Origin of the sequence: Polynucleobacter victoriensis, from assembly GCF_900187875.1 — a bacterium.
Taxonomy (GTDB): domain Bacteria; phylum Pseudomonadota; class Gammaproteobacteria; order Burkholderiales; family Burkholderiaceae; genus Polynucleobacter; species Polynucleobacter victoriensis.
Genome location: NZ_FYEX01000001.1, coordinates 901,703 through 925,901 on the forward strand (window position 1 = coordinate 901,703; position 24,199 = coordinate 925,901).

Sequence of the window (24,199 nt, forward strand, 5' to 3'; positions counted from 1 at the left end):
ACGCATGCATCAAATACTAAGGCTGATATTTGTAATTACATTCTCGATGATTGCATCGATGGGGAGTGTGCGTGCAGATCAAATCATCTTTAATAAAGTTAACCTTCAGCAACTAGATAAATCTTGGGCTTTAAACGCTGATATTGCACTAGAGCTCAATCCAACGCTTGAGCAATTGGTCAACAAGGGCGTTACATTGCATTTCGTGACAGATTTTTATGTCACAAAATCAAGGTGGTATTGGTTTGATGCAAAACTGCTTGAGGCGCAGCGCGTTTCAAAGATTTCTTATCAGGCTTTAACTAATCAATATAGAGTTACTTTGGGTAACTTTAGTTTTAGTGCGTCCTCACTCAAGCAAGCATTAATTGCAGTTAAAACACTAGAAGACTGGGTTGTGATTGAGCCTGGTCTTTTAGACCCAGCACAAACATACCAAGCCTCAATACGTATGCGCTTAGATACGAATCAGTTGGCTAAGCCTTTTCAGGTGAATGCAATTAACTCTAAGTCTTGGAATCTACAAAGTGAGTGGTATCGCTTTGATTTTTCGCTTAAAGCTTTAGGTGGACAATAGTCATGCTAAAGCTATTAGCTAAACCATTCTTAGTGGGCATAGTTGTTTTTTTAGCTTTGATTTTGCTGGGTCTTTTGGCGGTTGCCTCAGCAAATACTTCATTTTTTGATGAATATTTTGCATGGTTGTATGCCGCAAATATTTTGGTGGGCATTATTTTTCTTGCTGTCATTATTGTTTTGATAACAAGTATTGCTATCCGGTGGAGACAAAAATACTTTGGTGCAAGACTTGTTGCTAAATTAGCCATGTTTTTTGCTTTGGTGGGTGTGTTGCCAGGAGCAATTTTGTATGGCGTATCTCTACAGTTTGTGTCTCGCAGTATTGAGTCTTGGTTTGATGTAAAGGTTGAAAAGGCGTTAGAGGCAGGTTTAAATTTAGGGCGCTCAACTATAGAAACTGCTAAAGCAGATTTATTACTTAAGGGTCGAGATTTAGCTAATCAGATTCAATCTGCATCAAGATCATCTGGTGAGGGTGGCATGACTTTGGTGTTATCACGTCAGCGCCAATTAATCGACATTCAGGAGGTCACGTTATTTACCAGTGCTGGAAAAGTTATTTCTAGCGCTAGCTTGGGCTTGAGTTCATATGTTTCAGAAATGGTTCAGGCCGATAAGTTGCAACAAGCAAAATCCTTGGGGTATTTCTCTCAAGTAGATGAGCCTAACCAAGCCATTAATAAAACTTCGTACACGATTAAATTGGTTATGCCGGTTGTTATAACTGGCTCAAATAATTTGGGCACATTTAACCTGCGTGAGCAATCAGAAGACAAGTTCTTGTTGTTAGTTAAAGAGATGCCGGTAAATCTAAGTAACAACGCGCTAGCTGTTCAAGAAGCTTATGTTGAGTACCAGGAAAAAGCTCTGGGTCGAACTGGGCTCAGAAAAATGTATATCGGCACCCTAACAATCACATTGTTCTTGGCTTTATTTATAGCCATGACTTTGGCATTGCTGCTAGGCAGACAATTAGCTTACCCCTTAATTATGTTACTTAAGGGGACTAAAGCGGTTGCGGAGGGCGATCTTTCTCCAAAACCTGAAATTAATACTGGTGATGAACTTGGACTATTAACGAAGCAGTTCAATGTGATGACTAGGCAACTATTGGAAGCCCGAAATTCTCTTGAGGACGCCAAAGCATTTTCTGAAAGTGTTTTATCAAATTTGACAGCAGGTGTTTGCGTTTTAGATGCAAATTATCAATTAGTCATTTCAAATCCAGGCGCCTCTAGAATTTTTGGTACATCTTTAGATAATTTAATTGGAAAAAACTTAGGTCATTTAGAGCGCTTGCAAAAGTTTGAAGCGGCTATTAAAGATGCTTTCAACGAACATAAGATTTCTAGCGTCGACAACTCAGAGCATTGGCAAAAGCAAATCATCTTAGATGACCCTGCGACCATAGATGCACAACATGAAAACGGAATCACATTGTTGGTTAGAGGGACAACATTGCCAAGCCATTTACACATTATTGTGTTTGACGATATTTCTGAGGTGATAACTGCGCAGAGGTCAATTGCTTGGGGGGAAGTTGCAAGGCGCCTAGCTCATGAGATTAAAAATCCACTAACACCAATTCAGTTATCTGCCGAAAGAATGCAGTTAAAGTTGAAAGAGCATTTGGACGCCAACCAGCAGGAGTTTTTAGAACGCAGCACTTCAACGATTGTGACGCAAGTTCAAGCTATGAAACAGATGGTGAATGACTTCAGAGATTTTGCTAAAACTCCGGAAGCGAATTTACAAAGTTTGTCTGTCAATAATTTAGTTATAGATGTTTTGGGGCTTTATGAGGGTAGCCCCGTTAAGGCAGACTTAGACGCATCCTGCCCATTAATTTTGGCTGATGCAACACAGATCAGGCAGGTTGTTCACAACTTAATACAGAACGGTATTGATGCAAGTGTAGAGGCACACCAAAATAATCAGTTTGCTATTTTGGTTAAAACAGAGTTTTTGCCATATCCTGAAAGTGCAAATGCTGGCCCAGGAATTGTTAAGTTAAGCATATTAGATGCTGGCACAGGATTTGCCCCAAGAATTTTGAGTAGAGCATTTGAACCATATGTGACGACGAAAGCTAAGGGCACGGGTTTGGGCTTGGCAATGGTGAAAAAAATTGTTGACGAACATGGTGCGAGAATTGAATTGCGAAATCGCATGGAAGAAAATCAAGTTATAGGCGCAGAAGTTTCTATATATTTCAATCAACTGGTAGAGTAAAGTAAGTTATGGCAAGTATTTTGGTTGTTGATGATGAGATGGGCATTCGAGAGTTGCTCAATGAGATTTTGACTGATGAGGGTCATTCGGTCATTGCTGCGCAAAATGCTCAAGAAGCGAGAAATGCAAGAGAGAACCTAGAGCCAGACTTAGTACTCTTGGATATTTGGATGCCCGATGTTGATGGCGTAACTCTTTTGAAAGAGTGGTCTACAAACGGCCAACTAACTATGCCGGTGGTTATGATGTCAGGGCATGCAACGATAGATACTGCTGTTGAAGCCACTCGCATTGGAGCTGTTAATTTTTTAGAAAAGCCAATTGCTTTACAGAAATTACTTAAAACAGTTGAGCAGGCACTAGAAAAAGCCCCACCTAAAGATTTATTTGCAACGCCGGCTAAGGTTGAATCACAACCTGTGGCGGCAACAAATTTAAAGCAACAAGAAAGTGCAGCCCCACAACAGCCAGAAGCAGAGACATTTAATCTTAGTTATATTGATTTGCCATTGCGAGAAGCCAGAGACTTGTTTGAAAAAGCTTATTTTGAATACCATTTAGCGGGTGCTGCCGGCAGTATGACAAAGGTTTCAGAAAAAACTGGCCTAGAAAGAACCCACTTATATAGAAAACTAAAAGCATTGGGTATTGATGTTGGGCACTTCAAGGGCGATTAATCCAGATTTTAGGGTTTAATCAAAGGTTTCGTATATAATCCTCGTTTCTTGGCCTGGTAGCTCAGTCGGTAGAGCAGAGGATTGAAAATCCTTGTGTCGGTGGTTCGATTCCGCCCCGGGCCACCAAGAATCTACAAACCACCTTCGGGTGGTTTTGTTTTTGGCGTAAAGTAAACATAGTGAGAATTAAATGGAGTTCGCTATGTCAGTAATTACGCCAACACAACAAGAGTTAAAAATACTAGAAGGTTTGCGAGAACATAGGCGCAAACATCGACAAAGATATCCACATCAAACAAAGTTACATGCTGATAGCCCAGCAGAGCTAACTCTGGGGCAGAAAATTTCAGATCAAGTAGCTAAAGCGGTTGGTTCTTGGAAATTTATCATTGGCCAAACCATTTGTATTATTGGTTGGATATCATTTAATTCAATCAATAATGGTCCTTGGGACCCATATCCATTTATTTTGCTAAATTTGATTTTGTCTTTTCAGGCGGCATATACAGCACCTGCAATCATGATGAGTCAAAATAGGCAGGCTGATATAGATCGACATCAAGCTAATAATGATTTTGAAGTAAATGTTAAGGCTGAGTTAGAGATTGAGCTGCTGCATCAAAAAATAGACATGATGAAAGAAAAAGAGTTGGCCATGTTGATTGCGACCGTGCAAGAGCTTAGTGAAAAACTTGAGAGCAGAAATAATTAATTACTAAATAATTTTTATTTATTGAGAACTTAAATTTGAATAAATCTCCCAAAATTGTTGTTCTGGGTGCTGGGTCGGTAGGCTGTTTCTTTGGTGGAATGCTTGCAAGAGCTGGTCATGATGTAACACTGATTGCTAGAGCCAATCATGTAGAGGCTATTAGTAAAAATGGTTTGTATATGGATTGCCAAGGATTTCAAGAGTATGTTGCAGTTAAGGCCCAATCTGACTATTTGCCTCTTGCTAGCGCTGACATTGTTTTGTGCTGTGTTAAATCTCCCGATACAGAATCAGTAATCAATCATGTTAAGACATACTTAAATAAAAATGCTGTGATACTGAGCTTGCAAAATGGTGTAGATAATGCGGAGCGCATAACCAAGCTAGTAGATAACCCGACCTATCCAACAGTTGTTTATGTTGCAACTGCAATGGTTGGCCCAGGAAAGTTAAAACATTTTGGTCGTGGTGAGCTTGTTCTTGGATCCTTGGGCGGTAAGTCAAATGAATTGAATGAGCTATCAGACTTTTTTCAGAAATCAAAGATACCCTGCGAGATATCAAGCAATATCAAAAAAGATCTTTGGCTTAAGTTTTTAGTTAACTGTAGTTACAACGGAATTTCTGCAATTGGTCAAATTCAATATGGAAAGATGGTGAGCACATCAGAGGTTGTGAGCCTCATCAATCAAATTACAAAAGAATGCTTAATGGTTGCAGAAAAAGAAGGTGTCGTAATTAGCTCTGCAGAGGCAGACCAGGTAAATCATGCAATTGGCGTCACCATGTCAGGTCAGAAATCATCTACGGCACAAGATTTGGCAAAAGGTAAGCTTACCGAGATAGATTATTTGAATGGGTTAATTGTTCGACGTGGGGCAGAGTACGGCTTGAGTGTATCTGCTAATCAAGCAATCTATGCTTTAGTAAAAATGCTAGAAAAAAATGGCATTAATACCGTTAGCCAATAAACCTATACTGTATTCATATCGGCGTTGCCCTTATGCAATGAGGGCAAGGATGGCTCTTGCCTATGCAGGTATACCTGTAGAAATTAGAGAAATTTCTCTTAAAGAAAAGCCCCCATCAATGGTGGCGATATCTCCTAAGGCTACTGTGCCCGTTATGCAGTATGGCAACTTGGTCCTAGAGCAAAGTTTAGACATCATGAGGTGGGCGTTGTCCCAACATGATCCAGACGGTTGGTTAACTGATGAAAATACTGTAGATGTAAATACGTTGATAGACGCCAACGATAGCTCATTTAAAAAAATATTAGATCAATACAAATATCCGAGCAGGTTTCCCGAACTAAATCCTGTGGATGTTTTAACAAGTGCTTTGAATCAACATTTAAGACCTTTGAATGATCGACTCATGAAAGCACAATTTTTGCTTGGGGCCAAACTTTCAATGGCAGATGTAGCAATATTTCCATTTATCAGACAGTTTCATATGGTTGATGAAACATTGTTTAGCCTATATCAATTAGAACCTCTTAAAAAATGGTTAAATGATTGGATGGAGTCAGAATTGTTCTTGAGTATTATGCAAAAGCATCCTGTATGGCAGGATGCTTCATTGGAGAAGCTATGAAACGTTTTTTAGCAATTATCTTTTTGGCAGCCTGCTTGTTCTGCATTTATACCTGGTTGACATTAACGTGGAACTACTCAGCTGGCGAACGTGCTGGTTACGTGCAAAAATTTTCTAAAAAAGGTTGGATTTGCAAAACTTGGGAGGGTGAGCTGGCAATGATTAACATTCCAGGAACTCTTACAGAAAAATTTAACTTTACCGTTCATGATGAGATGGTTGTCAAAAAAATTAACGACAGTATGGGTAAGCGCGTTGCATTAGTCTATAAAGAGCACGTGGGAGTTCCCACCAGTTGTTTTGGTGACACTGGGCATTTTGTTTCTGATGTGATTGTTGTGGAGTGACTACTTAGTCAAAATCAATTTTCTAAATTTTGTAACACGAAGGCGATAAACCTCTCCTTCGTGCAAAATATTTAAGTACCCCAGTTTGCCAACCAATTGTTTGCTATCAATCAGTTGAGCTGTTTCTTGACTGCTATCCTTTGTGAGGAATTTTGTGTCTTGTTTTGTCATGTTGACTCTCTTCTTTTGAAAGAGACTCAATCATAAAACATTGAAAATCACTACTTACAGCAGGGCTTATAGCTAGTGGGTGCGATCAGGTCTTTGAATATTTTTTCGAGATAAAAATTAGACCTTTGGATAGATAAACAATGATTAGCGAGCCAATTAAATCGCCAATGATCATCACCCCCAAGTTATCCCAAAAATAATTGTTTGGGATTGTTAAAGTGAACCAAGCCTGATGCAATATGGGGCTGATAAGAGAGTAAATAAAGATGCAGTTAAGCAATTTAGAGCCATCAAGATTTGCTAGGTTTGTCATCACGTTCAAATCTTTGAACACAGTTAAACGAGCTATGTATGGTGCAAGACCTCCCAAGATGCCTGCCCCAAGTGCAATGATGGGATCTGAAAAGTAAAAAAATATTCCAATTAATATAGATGTTATTGAAATCCCTAGCGCACCTTTGCCGCCGAACAATAGAGTTAGTACGAGTCGTAATCCTGCAGGGAGAAAAATCCAAGAGACCCCTGAAGAAAAAATTAGGGATTGAAATAAAAAAGAGTTAAGGCCAAAGAAGATTGCATAAAGTGCTGCAGAGCAAAAAACTATAAAGGCGCCCACTAAAAGATTTGACATTATTACTTTTGATATAAGAGCATAGAAAAACAGGATTTTTCTATATAAAACCTATTAAAAAAGCCATTTATATTACAAAAATTGTGGTTACAATTTAAACGGCGTATTAATTACGTACAACTCATCATACAACGATTGATAAGGAGCATAAATTGAATAAAGCAGAACTTATTACTGCAATTGCAGAAGAATCAGAATTGTCTAAAGCAAAGGCAGAGTTTGCCTTGAACTCAATTATGGACAACATTAAAAAAGCTGTTACTAAAGGTGATAGCGTTCAATTAATTGGATTTGGTACATTTGGTTCAGGTAAGCGTGCTGCACGTGTTGGCCGCAATCCTAAAACTGGTGAAGCGATCAAGATTGCTGCTGCTAAAACTGTTAAGTTCACAGCTGGTAAAGCATTCAAAGATGCGGTAAACAAGCGCAAAAAATAAGCCAAGTGGCGATAAAAAAAGCCCAGCATTGCTGGGCTTTTTTATTAGCTTTGAACTAGGCGCCTGTATCGGTGAATACTCATTAAGATGCCAACCCCAACCCCAAGAGTCACAAGTGCAGTACCACCATAACTAATGAATGGAAGTGGTACACCAACAACAGGTAGTAGTCCGCTGACCATGCCCATATTTACAAAAGCATAGGTAAAGAAAATAAGAGTAATAGAGCCGCCTAACAGTCTTGTAAATAAGGTTGGTGCATTAGACGATATGGCAAATCCTCTTTGGATTAGCGCTGCGAATAATGCTAATAAAACTACATTACCGATTAAGCCAAATTCTTCAGAAAAGACTGCAAAAATAAAGTCAGTATGTTTTTCTGGAATAAATTCTAAGTGAGCTTGTGTGCCGTTTAGCCACCCTTTTCCGAAGATGCCACCTGACCCAATTGCAATAACTGATTGAATGGTGTGAAAACCTTTACCCAATGGATCAGTACTTGGATCTAATAATGTGCAAATGCGATGTTTTTGATAGTCGTGCAATATTGGCCAAGCTAGTTGAGGATCGCAAATATATGATCCAAAAATAATGATTAGCAAAATACAAAAGGTTCCTAATGCAACAACCGGAATGATGTACTTCCAAGGAAACCCTGCCAAGATAATCACGTAGAGTCCTGCTGCTACAACCAAAAGAGCAGTACCAAGATCTGGTTGACGGGCAATTAATGCTACTGGTAATGCGAGTAAAAGCACAGCAACTGCGTAGTCCCAGTTTTTAAGCACACCTTCTCTGCGCTGAAAATACCAGGCCAACATCAATGGCATAGCAATTTTCATGATTTCTGATGGTTGAATCACTACACCAATATTCACCCAGCGACGCGCACCTTTTTTGATTAAGCCAAAAGCAGCTACAGCAAGCAGCAATGCAATACCTAAGCTGTATATCCAAACGGCAGATTTTTCCAACCACTTAGGGGGAATTTTTGAAACCAGTAGCATCACAGAATAGGCCAAAGCTAAATTGCGAAGTTGATCAATGAATTTAACAGGCGTACCGCTGCTTGCAGAAATGAATGTCACCATGCTGATGGCTACTAAACCAAGCACTATTAGCCCAAGAGTTTTATCTAGGCCAGACCATAAAAAATCAAAGCGACTAATTAAGGAGCGTTTTTCCACTCTGGAATCTCCTTAGGCCAACGCCCTTCAATATAGTAATCAAGTGCTTTACGAGCAATAGGTGCCGCTTGTGCTGCACCAAACCCAGCATTTTCTACCACCATCGCAATGGCAATTTTTGGTTTTTCAGCTGGTGCAAAAACAATGTACAAAGCATGATCCCGTAAAAACTCTGGCGTGCTACTGTGACTGTATGACTTTGAATTTAAGCTAAATACTTGCGCTGTCCCTGTTTTGCCAGCCGCATTGTATGAGGCACCTTTAAAAGCAGCCGCCGAAGTTCCAAACCTATTAACGTCAAGCATTGCATTAGTAATTACATCAATGTTTTCTTTTTTAAGAGGAATCTTATAACTCTCTTTGGGTGTTGTAAGAGTCCGTTGTTTACTGATCGGATCTTCGATTGACTTAACAAGATGCGGTTTCATCACCACACCCTGATTGGCCAGATTTGCTGTGGCGTGCGCCAACTGCAAAATACTAAAGCTGTTGTATCCCTGCCCAATACCGAGAGAAATGGTTTCTCCTTCGTACCATTTTTGTTGTTCAGGTTTTTTAAATGAGCGCTCTTTCCAAGCTGTGGATGGCAAGATCCCACGGATTTCACCTTCGAGATCGATACCGGTAATTTGACCGAATCCAAGTGGCTTCATGAAGTCATGCATCATGTTGACGCCCATGTCTCTGGCCAAGTGGTAATAGTAGGTGTCACAAGATTCGACAATGGATTTAGCCATATCTACACTACCGTGACCACCAACTTTGTCATCTCTGAAGGTGTGATTGCCAAAAGTAAAAAAACCAGGATCTGAAATGGATTGACTTGGGGTTCGCTTGCCAGTTTCAAGAGCGGCTAGCGCCATAAATGGCTTGTATGTAGAGCCTGGCGGATAGATACCTTTTAAAGGCCTGTTGTAGAGAGGCTTTTCAAGTGATTCATTAAGAGCCTTCCAGGTTCCTGCATCAATACCTTCAACGAAATCATTTGGATTGAAGTTAGGCTTAGATACGAAGGCGAGAATGTCGCCTGTTTCTGGTTCAATCGCTACAAAAGCGCCACGTCGTTTTCCATAAAGTTCTTCAACAAGAGCTTGTAACTTGATATCAACCGACAAAACAAGATTTTTACCTGGAGTAGATGAAGATGTTGAAAGGGTTCTAACTGCGCGCCCCCCAGCAGTAATCTCAACTTGTTCAAAGCCAGGAGAGCCTCTTAGTGCATATTCATAGCTTTGTTCTACGCCAATCTTCCCGATATAAGGCATGCCAAGCAGATTAATATTTTTTCTTTGAGCCCAATCTTCGTCTAAGCTTTTGCTCGAGTCCAATTCAGCAATTAATTTTTCTCGATCTTTTTGCGAGACGCGGCCAATATAGCCAATTAGATGTGATGCTAATTCACCATAAGGGTATTGCCTAAAGAGGCGTGCCCTAATCTCAACCCCTGGAAATCTGAATCGTTGAGCAGTAAATCTGGCAACCTCTACATCACTTAATAAAGTTCTAACTGGAAAAGAATCAAATGTTTTAGATTCACCAGCAAGCTTTAAAAAATTACGTCTATCTTTCGGTTGAATATCAATAACCGTTGAGAGTTCATCAAGTAACTCAGTGAGGCTTGTTTCAACTTGCGAAGGATTTACTTCGAGGGTGTATGCTGAATAGTTCCTAGCAATCACAATACCATTACGGTCAATAATTAAGCCGCGATTGGCTGGCACTGGCACTAGCGCTATACGATTATTTTCGGCTGCAGCAGAGTGGCGATGATGAGTAAATACTTGAAGCCAGATGAAGCGTAATAACAAAATTGAGAAGCACACCAAAACGAACAGCATAGCAATGCCAAGCCTGTCTTGGAAAGACTTGACCGTTGGTTGGGATTTGCCAAATCTATTCATTTAGTCAATTAAATCGGACGATTTAGATCAACATCAGTAGGTCGTCTTTGAGGGGCTAACAAAAGCCACACTGCAACAGGCCACAATAGCGCCTCGATAAAAGCGGAAAATAAACTAGCCCACGCCCACAGAGGTAGTTCACCTGATGCAATCCATCTAATTGCAAGCGGCCAAATTGAGGCTGCAAAAAACAAAGGTAAAAGATGTAGTGCTTGCTGAACTCTGGCAAAGCCTAAAACACGCCTTTGCCAGTAAATACCAAAGAAAGCGATTACTGGGTACATAAATGCATGCTGGCCTAATAGGCTACCGTTGTGTACATCCATAATGAGCCCCAACGAAAATGCCCAAACCACTCCCACTCTGCGAGGTTGGTAGATTGTCCAAAAGACCAAGCAAATTAATAACCAGTCGGGCACCCAGGGAGCATTGCCCAGGGGTAAAAAATTAAGCAATAGAGCTGCAAATAAGCTAAAGCCTATAAATAATGGGTTGGCAGGTCGAAGAATGTAACCGCTTTCAATCATGGCTTGCCTCTGTATAAGCGGTTAGATTTGTTTTCTACAGGTTTAATAGCTTTAGACGGGTCTGGTCTAGGTCCAAAACCTGCATCATAAAAAAGAATCATGACGTGCCTAAAACGATTGACCCCGCCTACTGGTGAGCAGTAGACGTAAGCAAAATTTTTATCTACATTACGATCAATTTTATCGACAGTGGCTACGGCAAATCCTGGTGGATAAACACCATCTATACCTGAGGTCATTAATACATCGCCGACCTGTAAATCACTTACAGCTGCCATGTGTCTTAACTCTAAAGGTCTACCCCTGCCGTTGCCGTGTAATGCTCCTCTTAAGCCGTTTCTAGCAACCTGAATTGGAATCACCATGTCACGATCGTCCAATAAAGCCACTTCAGATTTTTTTTCCATCACTCGAACAACTTGCCCAACAATTCCTTGGTGGTCGGCAACGGCTTGGCCCGGGGTGATGTTGCTACTTGCACCCCTGTCAATCACAACTCGCTGCGAAAGCGGGTTATTGGGGCTGTAGAGAATTTGACTAATTAATATTTTGAAGCGAGTTTGTTCTTGTATACCAATTAGTTTTCTTAGCTGTGCATTTTCTGACATGAATAATTCAGATTGATTGGCCAGCAAGGTTAATTCAGCCACTCGCTTTGTTAGAGCTTCGTTTTCTTGCTCAAGTGAACCTTTAGTGGTTAGGTAGTCGTAGCTGGCTATGAGACCATCTCTTGGCGCAAGCATGATGGCTTCGAAAGGAGTCAGCAGAAAACTCGCAATTGAACGTACGTGCCCCATTGCTTTGAATTGATAATCCACTACCATCAAAATTAGGCTGACCAAAAGGCAAGCAGCCAGCTTGATTAAAGCTGGCGTGCCTTGTTTAAATAGTGGAGGTGGACTAAGCTGCAATTAAATCTCGGTAGCTGCTTAGGCGACTTATTCTTGTGAGAATACGCCGCCTAGTTTGTCCATGCGCTCTAAAGCCATGCCTGAGCCTCTAACAACGCATGTCAAAGGATCTTCAGCAACGTGCACTGGCAAGCCTGTTTCCTCAAGCAAGAGACGATCTAAGTCTCTCAATAGCGCGCCGCCGCCTGTAAGCATCATGCCGCGATCGGCGATATCTGATGCTAGCTCAGGGGGTGTTTGCTCCAGTGCAACCTTAACAGCGGTAACAATTTGATTGAGAGGATCTGTTAGGGCCTCCAAAATCTCGTTGCTAGTAACGGTAAAGCTTCTTGGAATACCTTCAGATAGGTTGCGACCACGAATTTCCATGTCTTTTACCTCAGAACCAGGGAAGGCCGAGCCAATAGTCTTTTTGATGGCTTCAGATGTTTGCTCGCCAATTAACATGCCGTAGTTGCGGCGGATGTAATTGATGATGGCTTCATCAAATTTATCTCCACCAACGCGGATGGAGCCCTTGTAAACCATGCCGCCAAGGGACATAACACCAACTTCTGTGGTGCCGCCACCAATATCAACAACCATCGAGCCAGAAGCCTCTGAAACTGGTAATCCGGCGCCAATAGCTGCGGCCATAGGCTCTTCGATGAGGTACACCTGAGATGCGCCAGCGCCTAATGCTGATTCACGAATTGCGCGTCTTTCTACCTGAGTGGAGCCGCAAGGCACGCAAATAATGATTCTAGGGCTAGGTTTAAGCAATTTGGTCTCGTGAACCATTTTGATGAATTGCTTAAGCATTTGTTCTGTGATGGTGAAATCAGCAATAACACCATCTTTCATAGGGCGAATTGCTTCAATATTGCCTGGAACGCGGCCAAGCATCTGTTTGGCTTCCTTACCAACGGCTAAAATAGTCTTTTTACCGTTAGGGCCGCCTTCTTGGCGAATTGCCACAACAGATGGTTCATCGAGGACAATGCCCTTATCACGCATGTAAATCAGGGTGTTGGCAGTGCCTAAGTCGATGGCTAAGTCATTAGAAAAGTAGTTGCGAAAGAGACCAAACATAATATAAGTGGGAAAATAGATTAATTAATACGTTAATGAACCCTTTAATGATACCGCAGCAGGACAAATGAATCTCGAAGACGTTAAGCGCATAGCGCATTTATCCCATTTAGCCATCTCAGAAGATGAGGCTAAGGCAACTCTTGAGCAACTACAAAAAGTCTTTAACTTGGTAGAGCAAATGCAGGCAGTCAATACAGATGACATTGAACCGTTAGCTCATCCAATTGAGCAAATTATGACTATTGCGCAACCGTTGCGTGACGATGTTGTAACTGAGTTAGATCAGCGCGATGCTTATATGAAAAATGCGCCAGCAGAGCATGATGGTTTGTTTTTGGTGCCAAAGGTGATTGAATGAGCTGGCATACCAAAACAATTAAAGAGATATCTACTAGCTTGCAGACAAAAGAAGTTAGCAGTCAAGAGTTGGCAGCTTATTTCTTGCAACGCATCTCGGGTGCTGCTGAATTAAATGCATTTGTTGACCTTAATGAAGAGCAAACAATGCATGAGGCCAAGTTGGCTGATGAGCAACTGGCAAGTGGAAACAAGTCATTGTTGATGGGCATACCTCTTGCTCATAAAGATGTATTTGTTACTAAGCATTGGAAAACAACAGCTGGCTCAAAAATATTAACTAATTACCTTAGCCCATTTGATGCACATGTTGTCGCTGAGTTGCGTGGAGCGGGCATGGTTTGCTTGGGCAAGGTGAATATGGATGAATTTGCGATGGGCTCAACTAATGAGAGTTCATACGCAGGCGTTGCAAAAAATCCATGGGCTATTGATAGAGTCCCAGGGGGGTCATCAGGTGGTTCAGCGATTGCAGTTGCAGCTGGTTTATCCCTTGCGGCTACAGGTACCGATACGGGCGGGTCAATTAGACAGCCAGCATCACTATGTGGCATTACTGGGATAAAGCCGACTTACGGAAAAGTGTCTCGATTTGGCATGATTGCTTATGCATCTTCGCTAGACCAAGCGGGCCCCATGGCAAAAACGGCAGAAGATTGCGCAATCATGTTGAATGTCATGGCTGGGCATGATGCTAAAGATTCAACAAGCTTGGATAGAGCAAAAGAAGATTACACAAAAAATTTAGGCAAGACCTGGAGTGGTGAAGCCGGCTTGCCTTTAAAGGGCTTAAGAGTTGGTTTGCCAAAAGAATATTTTGGTGATGGACTTAGCTCTGATGTTCGTCAGGCTGTTGAGGCTGCAATTGAACAACTAAAAAAAATGGGCGCAGAGTGCGTACCAGTTACTTTGCCAAAAACAGAATTATCGATTCCTGTTTATTACGTGATTGCACCGGCTGAGGCATCTAGTAACTTAAGTCGTTTTGATGGTGTGCGATATGGTCACCGCGCAGATAAATATGATGATTTACTGGATATGTATAAGCGATCAAGGTCGGAAGGTTTTGGCGCAGAGGTAAAGCGCAGAATCATGATTGGAACTTATGTTCTATCACATGGCTATTACGATGCATATTATTTGAAGGCGCAGCGTATCCGCAGAATTATTGCGCAAGATTTCCAGAATGCATTTGAGTCTTGCGACATTATTGCTGGCCCAGTTGCACCTACAGTTGCTGGGAAAATTGGTGAAAAGGTTTCAGACCCTACGCAAATGTATCTAGAAGACATTTATACGCTTTCACCGAATTTGGCTGGCTTGCCTGCAATGAGCATGCCTTGTGGGTTTGGTGACAATCAGATGCCAGTCGGTATTCAGTTAATTGGCAATTATTTTTCCGAAGCCCAACTTTTACAAGTTGCACATGCTTATCAGTTGGAGACTGATTGGCACAAGGCGCAATCACCGTTCTCTCAGAAAGGTGGTTTGTGATGAAGTGGGAAGTTGTGATCGGCATGGAAACCCATGCGCAGCTAAGAACAAACTCAAAAATTTTTAGTGGCGCTTCAATTAATTTTGGCGCGGAACCAAATCGTCAAGCTTGCGCTGTTGATTTAGCCTTGCCTGGTGTGCTACCTGTTTTAAATAAAGAAGCAGTTGCCCACGCAATTAGATTTGGTTTGGCTGTGGGTGCGCATGTTGCGCCATTTAGTATTTTTGCTCGTAAGAACTATTTCTATCCAGACTTACCAAAAGGGTATCAAATTAGTCAATTTGAGATTCCGGTTGTACAGGGTGGCAAGGTCAATATTGTTTTAGATGGCGTTGCTAAAACTGTTCAATTAACAAGAGCGCATCTTGAAGAAGATGCGGGCAAGTCACTGCATGAAGATTTTCGTGGCCCACATGGTGAGCCTTCTAGTGGCATAGACCTTAATAGAGCTGGTACACCTTTATTGGAAATTGTGACTGAGCCAGATATGCGAAGTGCTGCAGAGGCAGTTGCATATGCAAAGGCATTGCATAGCTTGGTTGTCTGGTTGGGTGTGTGTGATGGCAATATGCAAGAAGGTTCATTCCGTTGCGACGCCAACGTTTCTGTTCGCCCAGAGGGGCAAGCTGAATTTGGCACACGTTGCGAAATTAAAAATCTGAATTCCTTTAGATTTTTAGAAGAAGCTATTCAGTATGAAGTACGAAGACAAATAGAGTTAATTGAGGATGGCGGCAGAGTTATTCAAGAAACTCGTTTGTACGATCCAGATAAAAAAGAAACTCGTAGCATGCGTAGTAAAGAGGATGCTAACGATTATCGCTACTTCCCTGATCCAGATTTGTTGCCATTAATCATTTCTGAAGAGTGGATTGCTAAAGAACGTGCTGAAATGACTGAGTTACCTGCTCAGAAGGCGGAACGTTGGCAGGCTAGTTTTGGTTTATCCGCATATGATTGCCAAGTGCTGACCCAAGAAAAGTCGACAGCTGAGTTTTACGAGGCGTTGGTTAAGCAGCTCAATAAAGATCAAGCTAAAGCCGCAGCTAACTTGATGGCTGGAGAGTTTGCATCTGCCCTTAATAAAGATGGCATTAGCGCAGATCAATCACCATTAAACCCACAACAAATAGCAAAGCTAATTGAGCGGATTGCTGATGGAACTATTTCTAACAAGATTGCCAAAGAAATATTTGCAGTGATGTGGGATGAGAGAGCAACAGATGTTGATGCTGTTGATCGAATCATCGAAGCCAAGGGGCTTAAGCAAATTAGCGATAGTGGAGCTCTTGAAGCAATTATTGACCAAGTTCTATCAGCAAATCAAAAATCAGTTGAAGAATTTAGGGCTGGAAAAGAAAAGGCATTTAATGCTTTGATTGGCCAAATTATGAAAGCCACTCAAGGTAAGGCTAATCCACAACAAGTTAATAAGTTGTTAACAGATAAGTTGAGCAAAACATGACACAAAATGAAACTAATTCGATTGAGCAACAAGAGCGTGAAGCTTTGGTTGCTGAGTGGCTCAAAGCAACGCCGGGCTTTTTTGACAGACATGCAGAACTTTTATCTGAGATTCAGTTAAAAAACCCGCATGGTGACAGAGCGATTTCATTGCAAGAGCGTCAGTTAGGTGTTTTGCGTCAACAAAATCAAGCCTTAAATCAGCGCCTTTCAGAGATGCTCAGATTCGGTAGTCAAAATGACAAAACACAAGGTCTGATGATTGCTTGGTTAAAAAGTTTGCTTTTGGCTAAGTCAGAGTCTGACGTCAGATCCACGATTGCTGATGGCTTGGCAAGTGTGTTTGGTATTGAATTGGTGAAGTTAGTTGATGGCCTCGATTTGCCAAGCTATTGTGGTAGTGCAGATAAGGCTGGAAGTGCGTTTGAGCCTCATCTAAATGATGAGATAAAAAGCTTGGCAGTGATTAATTTGTCAAATGTAAATGCTCAGATTTTGTTGGCGAGTCATCACCCAGAAAAGTTCACCGCTGATATGGGCAGTGTCTATTTAGATCAAATCGGTGAGTTGGCGTCGGCAGCAATTACCAGATCTAAGGAATAGGATTAGACATGAACGAAAGCCTCGCGGAGGAATACCTGCGCGAACTTCATGTTCTACGACAGGTATCAAAGCATACGATAGCTGCTTATAAGAAAGACCTCGACTACCTATTGAGTCGATTGCAAGAAGTTGGTTTGAAGTTTTCAGATTTAAGCTCTGATCAAGTTCGAAACTGGGTGGCAAAGTTACACGCAGAAGGACATGCACCCCGTAGTATTGCTAGAACCTTGTCTGCTTGGCGTGGCTTTTATTTATGGTTGGCCAATCAAAAAGGTTTGGTTAAAACAAATCCTTTGAGCGATGTTAGAGCTCCTAAGAGAGCCAAGCCATTGCCTAAAGCTCTATCAGTTGAAAATGCAATAAGCCTTGTTGAGAGCGCCAATCAAGAAGCCATACAAAATGATTTATTTTTAAGGGCTAGAGATCGTGCAATTGTTGAATTACTTTATTCCTCAGGTTTGCGCTTGTCTGAGCTGCTTGGTATTGATTTAACTCCAGTTGACACAAAAGAATATTCATCGGCTGGTTGGATTGATTTTGAGGCTGGTGAAGTAATGGTGTTAGGTAAGGGCAAAAAAAGAAGAACTGTGCCTGTAGGTACAGCTGCGATTAATGCGTTGCGTGAGTGGATAACGGTTAGAGCCGACCATATTAATGAGCAACAAGAAGTCCCTCAGCCTTTATTCATTAACAAGCAAGGCAAAAGAGTGTCTGCGAGAACCATTCAAAAACATTTGGCAGAATTGGCTATAAAAGCTGGCTTGCCAACACATGTACATCCACATATGTTGAGGCACAGTTTTGCAAGCCACGTTTTACAATCGTCTGGTGATTTGCGGGCCGTACAAGAAATGCTGGGTCATGCAAGCATTACCAGTACACAAATTTACACGGCTTTGGATTTCCAACATTTGGCCCAAGCATATGATTTGGCGCACCCCAGAGCTAAAAACAAGAAGAGTCAATAATGCAAGCAAGTATCGTATTAAAGTCCGGCAAAGAGCGCCCTGTATTGAGGCGCCACCCATGGGTTTATTCAAATGCTATCGACCGTTTTGAGGGCAAGGTATATCCCGGTTCAACAGTTAACGTATTAAGTCACGATGGAAAATTTCTTGCCAAGGGCTTATATAGTCCTAGTTCGCAAATTAGAGTTCGTATTCTGACTTGGGATGAAAAAAAAGTTATTGACCATGCGTTTTTTAAGGGGCGCGTTTCAAAAGCGATAGAACATCGCGCCCAGTGGGTTAAAAATACCAATGCGATACGTTTAATTTTTGGCGAGAGCGATGGCTTACCGGGCTTGGTTGTAGATCAGTATGCTGACACGCTGGTTTGCCAATTTTTATTTGTGGGGATGGAGCACTGGAAAGATGCCATTGTGCAGGCCTTAGTTAAACAAACCAATTGCAAGAGAATTGTGGAGCGGTCTGATGCTGCAGTTCGAGCTAGAGAAGGTTTGGAGCCACATGTTGGAGTTTTATTTGGCGAGATGCCTGATGCACCAATTGAGGTAAATGAGTGCGGAGTTTTATACAGCGTTGATGTATTGAACGGACATAAAACCGGGTTTTATGTTGACCAAAGAGATAGTAGAGACTTATTAAGTCAGCTAGCAAAAGATAAAGAAGTTCTAAATATGTTTTGCTATACAGGCGGCTTTTCTTTAGCGGCCTTAAAGGGTGGAGCCAAGCACGTTACCTCAGTAGATTCATCTGGTGAGGCATTGGCAATGGCGCAAAAGCAAATGGTTCTGAATGGTTTTGATGCAAGTCGTGCAACTTGGTTGGATTCTGACGCCTTTGCAGTTCTAACCCAGTTTAGAAAAGAAGGTAGGCAGTTTGATATTGTTGTTTTGGATCCCCCAAAGTTTGCCCCATCATCACATCATTTAGATAAAGCCTTGCGAGCTTATAAAGAAATTAATCGCGCAGGAATGCAATTGTTAAGGCCTGGCGGCTTGTTGTTCACGTTCTCATGTTCTGGGGCTGTTGATTCAGCATTATTTGAAAAAACTGTGGCGATGGCAAGTGCTGAGGCAATGACTCATTCATCTGATTTTGAAATGGATTTTCGTTTAATGAAGAGGTTGTCTTCGGGAGCCGATCACCCCTTATTAACAAGCTTTCCTGAGGGTGATTATCTAAAAGGCTTGATGCTTCAAAGGGCATAGCTAAGAAGCAATGATTGCCTCATAATTAAAAAATTAAACAAGGATTACAGCATGGCACTAATACCAGTAACAATTTTGTCCGGTTTTTTGGGTAGTGGCAAAACTACTCTCTTAAAGCACATTCTTCATGAGAACCATGGCAACAAGATTGCTGTGATTGAAAATGAATTTGGAGAAGAAAATATCGATAACGATATTCTGGTTCAAGACAGCAATGAGCAAATTGTTCAAATGAGTAATGGCTGTGTTTGTTGCACTATTCGTGGAGACTTGGTTGATGCTCTGAATGATTTATTTGAGCAACGTAAAGATAAAAAGATTCAATTTGATCGAGTAGTTATTGAAACTACTGGCGTTGCCAACCCGGGCCCTGTTGCACAGACATTTTTTATGGATGATGAAGTCGCAAGCCATTACATACTTGATGCCGTAGTTACTTTGGTGGATGCAAAGCATGGCAATCAGCAACTAGATAAACATGAAGAGGCTCAGCAACAAGTTGGGTTTGCAGATCGCATTTTTATTACTAAAACAGACTTGGTTAGTGCAAATGCAGTTGACGCATTAAAACATCGCCTAATGCATATGAATCCACGGGCGCCTATTACTGGAATTACGCAAGGTGGAGTGCCATTGGATCAAGTGCTTGATTTAAGAGGCTTTAACCTTAACGATAAATTGGAGATCGACCCCCATTTCTTGGAGCAAGACGATCACGATCACGCTAATTGTGGTCACGATCATCATGAACATGGTCCAGATTGCAACCATGATCATCACCATGGCCAAACTCAGGCTGTTCAATTTGTTCGAAAAAGCCATACTGACAAAATTCAATCATTTGTTTTTAAGAGTGATCGACCTTTTGATTCGCAAAAATTAGAAGATTTTTTGGGTGGAATATTGTCTGTTTTTGGGGCTAAGATGTTGAGATATAAGGGAGTTTTGTATATCAAGGGTGGGCCTCGCAAAGTGATTATTCAAGGTGTTCACGAAATGATGGGTTCTGACCTAGGGGCTCCATGGGGCAAAGAAAAGAAGGAAACCAGAATGGTCTTTATTGGGACGGATTTACCTAAAGATGTTTTATTAGGTGGATTAGAAACATGTTTGGTGTAATCTAATGGGATTAGAGTAGAATTCCGCGCCCGGAGCCATTTATAAGTTATGTAATATTTGGGCGTCGAAAAGTGTGGCGTTATAAGACTAAAAGTCCTGAAAGGACATGAAATGAGCAAGAAACCATTGACCGAAGCAGATTTGTTGAAGATGTCTGAAAAAGACTACATGAACGCTGCTCAGTTAGAGTTTTTTAAAACTAAGTTATTGGCACTCAAAGCTGATCTTTTGATGCATGCAAATGAAACAACTGAGCATTTGCGTGAGAATGTTTTGGTTCCTGATCCAGCTGATCGAGCAACGATTGAAGAAGAGCACGCGCTTGAGTTGCGTACCCGTGATCGTGAACGCAAGCTTTTGAAAAAAGTAGAGCAATCTCTTTTGAGTATTGAATCTGGTGAGTATGGTTGGTGCGAAGAAACTGGTGAGCCAATTGGTATCCCGCGTTTATTAGCAAGACCTACTGCTAATTTATCTCTTGAGGCTCAAGAGCGTCGTGAGTTGCGCCAGAAGTTATTTGGTAACTAATCCATAGTAAGGCAACAAAGTGACTAGGTCACTTAGACTAATTTCAATAGCGTTACTCCTTTGCATTGGGCTTTTACAAGCCCAGTGGCAAGGCTTTGCTCACGCCATTGAGCACGCACACCATATTGAGCAAGTTGTTTCTTTCGAATCAAATGGTCATTTAAATCAAGATCAGCCAACTGCCCAACAAAAAGATTTTCACCATTGCGCAGCTTATGACTCATTAACGTTGGCACATGCATTAGCAGGGACACCTGAGGCTAACTTGCTAAGTCATGCCAAACACGTTGCGGAAAAGTTTTACGAATCACAACAAGCCTCGATAGAAGCCTACAGCGCATTCGATGCCAGAGGCCCACCTAACAGCCACGCTTAAACCTAGTGCCAGCCAAGCTGGCGTTTTGCGTATTGTTAGGAGATTTACATGAAAGTATTAAAACGTTCTGTCGTTGCGACAGCGGTTTTGTTGGTGATTAGTAACCAAGCCAGTTTTGCTCATCAAACATTAGATGCGGTTGTGGTGACAGCCAATCCATTAGGCAGTGATATTAATGATCTAGTTGCGCCTGTGAGTGTTTTGCGGGGCGATGAGCTTGCCAAAAAGCAAAGTAGCACCTTAGGCGAGACACTTAATCATTTGCCTGGTATTAGTTCGACCAACTTTGGGCCAAACTCTAGTCGTCCTGTAGTGCGTGGGTTAGATGGCGATCGTGTGCGCATCATGAACAACGGTGGCGCGAGCCTCGATGTTTCATCATTATCTGCAGACCATGCTGTTGCTATCGATCCATTGTTGGTTGAGCAAATAGAGGTGGTGCGTGGGCCAGCGGCACTTCAGTATGGTGGCAGTGCAATTGGTGGTGCTGTGAACATTATTGATAACCGTATACCAAGGTCTCCAATTAATGGCGTTGATGGCCGAGCTGAGTTTCGTGCGGGTGGCCCAGAGATGGAAAGAGCTGGCGCCGCACTCTTAAATACAGGTAATGGCCAATTGGCAATACACGCCGATGCTGCATACAGAAAAACTGATAACTTGCGCATTCCCGGAAATGTACTTAGGTCTGATGCAATAAAAGAAGGGTCAAAATTATTGAACTCTAATTCTGATCAACAGTCTGGGTCAGTGGGGGCGTCTGCCACATCAGAACATGGCTATGCGGGGTTGTCTCTGGACACATATCGTAATGATTACGGCACAAGCCTTTTTGAAAATGGTAGCCCTACGCGCATCAAAATGCAGCAAGATAGAGTAACTTTTGCAGCAGAGCAAAGGAGCTTGGATGGCAAGTTAGGATTAATTAGCTCATTACATGGTTCGATATCTCACACAGATTACAAGCATGATGAATTGGTAGGCTCCGCAATTGAGGCAACTTTCAAAAATAAAGGTTGGGAAGGTCACTTTGGCGGCACTTTGGTGCCTGTTAATACAGCCTTTGGTCAATTAAAGGGCGCATGGGGAATCCAAGCATCAAGTAGTCAACTGCGCATGACTGGAGATGCTCCACTTGTTCCTAATGCTGATACAAATACTAGGGCTCTTTATATATTTGAGGAGCTAAGCTTTAGTAAAGATAGCGCAGTTAATTTGGGTGCTCGTGTTGAAGATGTGCGCATTAAGGGGATTGCTGGTAACGGTAGTGATGGTGACGCTAGCGTTGGCGAGAAGAAATTTAAACCGTTTTCTACATCATTGGGTTATCGCCAGGGGCTAAATAGTCTATGGACTGCAACATCGAACTTCTCATACACCGAGCGTGCACCAACGTACTATGAGTTGTTTTCTAACGGGCTTCACCATGCAACAGGTATGCATGAAATTGGTGACCCAAATCAGAAAATGGAAAAAGGTATAACGCTAGATTTAGCGCTTACTTATAAAACAGCAGAGTCAAAAACTAGATTGGGTGCATTTGTGACAGAGTTTTCAAACTTCATTGGTTTGATGCCGCAATTAGTATCTGATGAATATAGATTCGAAGGCATCAAGGCTCGTTTATATGGCTTAGAAGCGGATGGTCGATTTCCGTTGTTAAAAGGTGTTTTTGCCAAGGCTGGTCAGATTGATTTGAGTTGGAAGGCAGACTATGTGCGTGGAGAAAACCGAACAACGGGAGGATCCTTGCCAAGAATTGCCCCATTGCGTTTGGACGCATCACTCATTTACACAGAAGGTAGATACTCAAGTCAGTTAGATGTGCGCTATGCCGCTTCCCAAAACCGCTATGACGACAGCTTGGGGGCGACGCCAAGTTACACAATGGTTGGCGTGGGCGCATCTTATAAAACTGTTATTCAGGGATTTAAGTCTGCCTATTGGTTTGTTCGGGTAGATAACTTGACTAATGAAGTTGCTCGTAATGCCTCATCAGTAATGCGAGATGTTGCTATGGTGGGCTCAAGAAGTTTGCGAGCGGGGCTTAGAGCTTCATTCTAAGTACTTGTAGAGCTGATTTAAGGGGTGCTTAGGTGCCCCTTTTTGCTTTTTGACAGGACTTTTTAAAAAAAGTGTTGTTTTGGTCTTAAAAATATAGCCAAGTAGGGGTTCTGGTCTTAGAATCACGCGCATGAACGCACCGCTAAAAGAACTTCAAGACGTATCCCCTGCAATTAAAGCCGAGGTTTTGGCGCAGGCTTTACCGTACATCAAAAAATATCATGGCAAAACCATTGTGATTAAGTACGGTGGAAATGCCATGACAGAAGAGCGCCTAAAAGAGGGCTTTGCTCGCGATGTAATTTTGTTAAAACTTGTAGGTATGAATCCAGTGGTTGTTCACGGCGGTGGACCACAGATTGATGATGCTCTTAAGAAGGTTGGCAAGGCAGGAACTTTTATTCAGGGCATGCGTGTGACTGATGAAGAAACCATGGAAGTGGTGGAGTGGGTTCTTGGTGGCGAAGTTCAGCAAGATATCGTGATGTTGATCAATCATTTTGGCGGTCAAGCAGTTGGCTTAACTGGTAAAGATGGTGGTTTGATTCATGCGCGCAAGATGATGATCCCCAACAAAGAAAAAGCGGGTGAGATGCTCGATATTGGTTTTGTTGGTGAAATTGAATCAATCAATCCAGCAGTTGTTAAAGCCTTGCAAGACGATGCGTTTATTCCAGTTATTTCACCAATTGGTTTTGGTGAAGATGGACAGGCCTACAACATCAACGCTGATTTGGTTGCTGGCAAAATGGCGGAAATCTTAAAAGCTGAAAAATTAGTGATGATGACTAATATCCCAGGCGTGATGGATAAAAACGGAAACTTGTTAACTGACTTAACAGCTAGAGAAATTGATGCATTGTTTGCAGATGGCACGATTTCAGGTGGCATGTTGCCTAAGATCTCTTCTGCGTTAGATGCAGCTAAGAGTGGCGTAAATTCAGTGCATATCATTGATGGTCGTATTGAGCATTCATTGCTTTTGGAAATTTTGACAGAGCAAGCCTTTGGCACAATGATTCGTTCACATTGATTTTT

Annotated in this window: 26 protein-coding genes and 1 tRNA gene; 20 read left to right on the forward strand and 7 right to left on the reverse strand. The window is 41.9% G+C overall.

What is annotated here, in order from left to right:
• The first annotated feature begins 4 nt into the window (after positions 1-4).
• From CFR83_RS04685 to CFR83_RS04720, 8 genes are all read left to right on the forward strand, one after another.
• Complete coding sequence (locus tag CFR83_RS04685) at positions 5-577, forward strand: DUF4390 domain-containing protein (RefSeq protein ID WP_088812794.1); 573 nt, start codon at positions 5-7, stop codon at positions 575-577.
• A 2-nt stretch (positions 578-579) separates the two neighbouring features.
• Positions 580-2,811, forward strand: coding sequence for a sensor histidine kinase (locus CFR83_RS04690; RefSeq protein ID WP_088812795.1), 2,232 nt, complete (start codon positions 580-582; stop codon positions 2,809-2,811).
• 8 nt (positions 2,812-2,819) lie between these two features.
• A complete protein-coding gene (locus CFR83_RS04695) occupies positions 2,820-3,488 on the forward strand; it encodes a response regulator (RefSeq protein ID WP_088812796.1) in 669 nt (222 codons plus the stop codon).
• A 50-nt stretch (positions 3,489-3,538) separates the two neighbouring features.
• Positions 3,539-3,614, forward strand: a tRNA-Phe gene (locus CFR83_RS04700).
• Between the two features lie 76 nt (positions 3,615-3,690).
• Complete coding sequence (locus CFR83_RS04705) at positions 3,691-4,200, forward strand: DUF1003 domain-containing protein (protein WP_088812797.1); 510 nt, start codon at positions 3,691-3,693, stop codon at positions 4,198-4,200.
• Positions 4,201-4,235: 35 nt separating this feature from the next.
• Entirely contained in the window at positions 4,236-5,171 is a 936-nt protein-coding gene (locus tag CFR83_RS04710) for a ketopantoate reductase family protein (protein ID WP_165765050.1), read from the forward strand.
• On the forward strand, positions 5,146-5,796 hold the full coding sequence (locus tag CFR83_RS04715) for a glutathione S-transferase N-terminal domain-containing protein (RefSeq protein ID WP_088812799.1): 651 nt from the start codon (positions 5,146-5,148) through the stop codon (positions 5,794-5,796). The genes CFR83_RS04710 and CFR83_RS04715 overlap by 26 nt, the downstream gene beginning before the upstream one ends.
• Complete coding sequence (locus CFR83_RS04720; RefSeq protein ID WP_207758550.1) at positions 5,793-6,143, forward strand: hypothetical protein; 351 nt, start codon at positions 5,793-5,795, stop codon at positions 6,141-6,143. The genes CFR83_RS04715 and CFR83_RS04720 overlap by 4 nt, the downstream gene beginning before the upstream one ends.
• On the opposite strand, the gene hemP is transcribed toward CFR83_RS04720, so the two are convergent.
• Both hemP and CFR83_RS04730 read right to left on the reverse strand, forming a co-directional pair.
• A complete protein-coding gene (gene hemP, locus CFR83_RS04725; RefSeq protein ID WP_088812800.1) occupies positions 6,144-6,314 on the reverse strand; it encodes a hemin uptake protein HemP in 171 nt (56 codons plus the stop codon).
• A gap of 85 nt (positions 6,315-6,399) precedes the next feature.
• Complete coding sequence (locus tag CFR83_RS04730; protein WP_088812801.1) at positions 6,400-6,945, reverse strand: hypothetical protein; 546 nt, start codon at positions 6,943-6,945, stop codon at positions 6,400-6,402.
• Between the two features lie 152 nt (positions 6,946-7,097).
• On the opposite strand from CFR83_RS04730, the gene CFR83_RS04735 reads away from it, so the two are divergent.
• Positions 7,098-7,382, forward strand: a complete 285-nt coding sequence (locus CFR83_RS04735; RefSeq protein ID WP_088812802.1) for an HU family DNA-binding protein — start codon at positions 7,098-7,100, stop codon at positions 7,380-7,382.
• 44 nt (positions 7,383-7,426) lie between these two features.
• Here CFR83_RS04735 and rodA read toward each other — a convergent pair whose 3' ends face one another.
• Genes rodA through CFR83_RS04760 form a run of 5 tightly spaced genes read right to left on the reverse strand, consistent with a single transcriptional unit; the run spans position 7,427 to position 12,979 of the window.
• Positions 7,427-8,569: a rod shape-determining protein RodA gene (gene rodA / locus CFR83_RS04740; RefSeq protein ID WP_088812803.1), complete on the reverse strand. Its 1,143-nt coding sequence runs from the start codon at positions 8,567-8,569 to the stop codon at positions 7,427-7,429.
• Positions 8,551-10,470, reverse strand: a complete 1,920-nt coding sequence (gene mrdA / locus CFR83_RS04745; RefSeq protein ID WP_088812804.1) for a penicillin-binding protein 2 — start codon at positions 10,468-10,470, stop codon at positions 8,551-8,553. The genes rodA and mrdA overlap by 19 nt, the downstream gene beginning before the upstream one ends.
• Before the next feature lie 8 nt (positions 10,471-10,478).
• Positions 10,479-10,997, reverse strand: a complete 519-nt coding sequence (gene mreD / locus CFR83_RS04750; protein ID WP_088812805.1) for a rod shape-determining protein MreD — start codon at positions 10,995-10,997, stop codon at positions 10,479-10,481.
• Positions 10,994-11,908 (reverse strand): rod shape-determining protein MreC, encoded by a 915-nt coding sequence (gene mreC, locus CFR83_RS04755; RefSeq protein ID WP_088812806.1) that lies wholly within the window; start codon positions 11,906-11,908, stop codon positions 10,994-10,996. The genes mreD and mreC overlap by 4 nt, the downstream gene beginning before the upstream one ends.
• A 27-nt stretch (positions 11,909-11,935) precedes the next feature.
• Complete coding sequence (locus tag CFR83_RS04760) at positions 11,936-12,979, reverse strand: rod shape-determining protein (protein ID WP_088812807.1); 1,044 nt, start codon at positions 12,977-12,979, stop codon at positions 11,936-11,938.
• Positions 12,980-13,046: 67 nt separating this feature from the next.
• Here CFR83_RS04760 and gatC point away from each other — a divergent pair, with 67 nt between their 5' ends.
• From gatC to argB, 11 genes are all read left to right on the forward strand, one after another.
• Positions 13,047-13,340 (forward strand): Asp-tRNA(Asn)/Glu-tRNA(Gln) amidotransferase subunit GatC, encoded by a 294-nt coding sequence (gatC, locus tag CFR83_RS04765; protein WP_088812808.1) that lies wholly within the window; start codon positions 13,047-13,049, stop codon positions 13,338-13,340.
• A complete protein-coding gene (gene gatA / locus CFR83_RS04770) occupies positions 13,337-14,833 on the forward strand; it encodes an Asp-tRNA(Asn)/Glu-tRNA(Gln) amidotransferase subunit GatA (RefSeq protein ID WP_088812809.1) in 1,497 nt (498 codons plus the stop codon). The genes gatC and gatA overlap by 4 nt, the downstream gene beginning before the upstream one ends.
• Complete coding sequence (gene gatB, locus CFR83_RS04775) at positions 14,830-16,299, forward strand: Asp-tRNA(Asn)/Glu-tRNA(Gln) amidotransferase subunit GatB (RefSeq protein ID WP_207758564.1); 1,470 nt, start codon at positions 14,830-14,832, stop codon at positions 16,297-16,299. The genes gatA and gatB overlap by 4 nt, the downstream gene beginning before the upstream one ends.
• Complete coding sequence (locus CFR83_RS04780) at positions 16,296-16,901, forward strand: DUF484 family protein (protein WP_088812811.1); 606 nt, start codon at positions 16,296-16,298, stop codon at positions 16,899-16,901. The genes gatB and CFR83_RS04780 overlap by 4 nt, the downstream gene beginning before the upstream one ends.
• An 8-nt stretch (positions 16,902-16,909) precedes the next feature.
• Positions 16,910-17,869 (forward strand): tyrosine recombinase XerC, encoded by a 960-nt coding sequence (gene xerC, locus CFR83_RS04785; protein WP_088812812.1) that lies wholly within the window; start codon positions 16,910-16,912, stop codon positions 17,867-17,869.
• Positions 17,869-19,074: a class I SAM-dependent rRNA methyltransferase gene (locus CFR83_RS04790; protein ID WP_088812813.1), complete on the forward strand. Its 1,206-nt coding sequence runs from the start codon at positions 17,869-17,871 to the stop codon at positions 19,072-19,074. Before xerC ends, CFR83_RS04790 begins: the two co-directional genes overlap by 1 nt.
• 51 nt (positions 19,075-19,125) lie before the next feature.
• Complete coding sequence (locus tag CFR83_RS04795; protein WP_088812814.1) at positions 19,126-20,193, forward strand: CobW family GTP-binding protein; 1,068 nt, start codon at positions 19,126-19,128, stop codon at positions 20,191-20,193.
• A gap of 111 nt (positions 20,194-20,304) precedes the next feature.
• The gene (gene dksA, locus CFR83_RS04800; protein ID WP_088812815.1) at positions 20,305-20,721 is read left to right on the forward strand and encodes an RNA polymerase-binding protein DksA; all 417 of its coding nucleotides are present in this window, start codon (positions 20,305-20,307) and stop codon (positions 20,719-20,721) included.
• A gap of 19 nt (positions 20,722-20,740) precedes the next feature.
• On the forward strand, positions 20,741-21,097 hold the full coding sequence (locus tag CFR83_RS04805; protein WP_088812816.1) for a hypothetical protein: 357 nt from the start codon (positions 20,741-20,743) through the stop codon (positions 21,095-21,097).
• A 48-nt stretch (positions 21,098-21,145) separates the two neighbouring features.
• Complete coding sequence (locus tag CFR83_RS04810) at positions 21,146-23,161, forward strand: TonB-dependent receptor (protein WP_088812817.1); 2,016 nt, start codon at positions 21,146-21,148, stop codon at positions 23,159-23,161.
• Between the two features lie 130 nt (positions 23,162-23,291).
• Positions 23,292-24,194, forward strand: a complete 903-nt coding sequence (gene argB, locus CFR83_RS04815; protein WP_088812818.1) for an acetylglutamate kinase — start codon at positions 23,292-23,294, stop codon at positions 24,192-24,194.
• The last annotated feature ends 5 nt before the right edge of the window (positions 24,195-24,199 follow it).

Excerpts from the sequence above, each read along its gene's own strand:
- CFR83_RS04685 (WP_088812794.1), top strand. The coding sequence starts at position 5 with ATGCATCAAATACTAAGGCTGATATTTGTAATTACATTCTCGATGATT.
- CFR83_RS04690 (WP_088812795.1), top strand. The coding sequence starts at position 580 with ATGCTAAAGCTATTAGCTAAACCATTCTTAGTGGGCATAGTTGTTTTT.
- CFR83_RS04695 (WP_088812796.1), top strand. The coding sequence starts at position 2,820 with ATGGCAAGTATTTTGGTTGTTGATGATGAGATGGGCATTCGAGAGTTG.
- CFR83_RS04705 (WP_088812797.1), top strand. The coding sequence starts at position 3,691 with ATGTCAGTAATTACGCCAACACAACAAGAGTTAAAAATACTAGAAGGT.
- CFR83_RS04715 (WP_088812799.1), top strand. The coding sequence starts at position 5,146 with ATGGCATTAATACCGTTAGCCAATAAACCTATACTGTATTCATATCGG.
- CFR83_RS04720 (WP_207758550.1), top strand. The coding sequence starts at position 5,793 with ATGAAACGTTTTTTAGCAATTATCTTTTTGGCAGCCTGCTTGTTCTGC.
- hemP (WP_088812800.1), bottom strand. The coding sequence starts at position 6,314 with ATGACAAAACAAGACACAAAATTCCTCACAAAGGATAGCAGTCAAGAA.
- CFR83_RS04730 (WP_088812801.1), bottom strand. The coding sequence starts at position 6,945 with ATGTCAAATCTTTTAGTGGGCGCCTTTATAGTTTTTTGCTCTGCAGCA.
- mrdA (WP_088812804.1), bottom strand. The coding sequence starts at position 10,470 with ATGAATAGATTTGGCAAATCCCAACCAACGGTCAAGTCTTTCCAAGAC.
- mreD (WP_088812805.1), bottom strand. The coding sequence starts at position 10,997 with ATGATTGAAAGCGGTTACATTCTTCGACCTGCCAACCCATTATTTATA.
- CFR83_RS04760 (WP_088812807.1), bottom strand. The coding sequence starts at position 12,979 with ATGTTTGGTCTCTTTCGCAACTACTTTTCTAATGACTTAGCCATCGAC.
- gatC (WP_088812808.1), top strand. The coding sequence starts at position 13,047 with ATGAATCTCGAAGACGTTAAGCGCATAGCGCATTTATCCCATTTAGCC.
- gatA (WP_088812809.1), top strand. The coding sequence starts at position 13,337 with ATGAGCTGGCATACCAAAACAATTAAAGAGATATCTACTAGCTTGCAG.
- CFR83_RS04780 (WP_088812811.1), top strand. The coding sequence starts at position 16,296 with ATGACACAAAATGAAACTAATTCGATTGAGCAACAAGAGCGTGAAGCT.
- xerC (WP_088812812.1), top strand. The coding sequence starts at position 16,910 with ATGAACGAAAGCCTCGCGGAGGAATACCTGCGCGAACTTCATGTTCTA.
- CFR83_RS04790 (WP_088812813.1), top strand. The coding sequence starts at position 17,869 with ATGCAAGCAAGTATCGTATTAAAGTCCGGCAAAGAGCGCCCTGTATTG.
- CFR83_RS04795 (WP_088812814.1), top strand. The coding sequence starts at position 19,126 with ATGGCACTAATACCAGTAACAATTTTGTCCGGTTTTTTGGGTAGTGGC.
- dksA (WP_088812815.1), top strand. The coding sequence starts at position 20,305 with ATGAGCAAGAAACCATTGACCGAAGCAGATTTGTTGAAGATGTCTGAA.
- CFR83_RS04810 (WP_088812817.1), top strand. The coding sequence starts at position 21,146 with ATGAAAGTATTAAAACGTTCTGTCGTTGCGACAGCGGTTTTGTTGGTG.
- argB (WP_088812818.1), top strand. The coding sequence starts at position 23,292 with ATGAACGCACCGCTAAAAGAACTTCAAGACGTATCCCCTGCAATTAAA.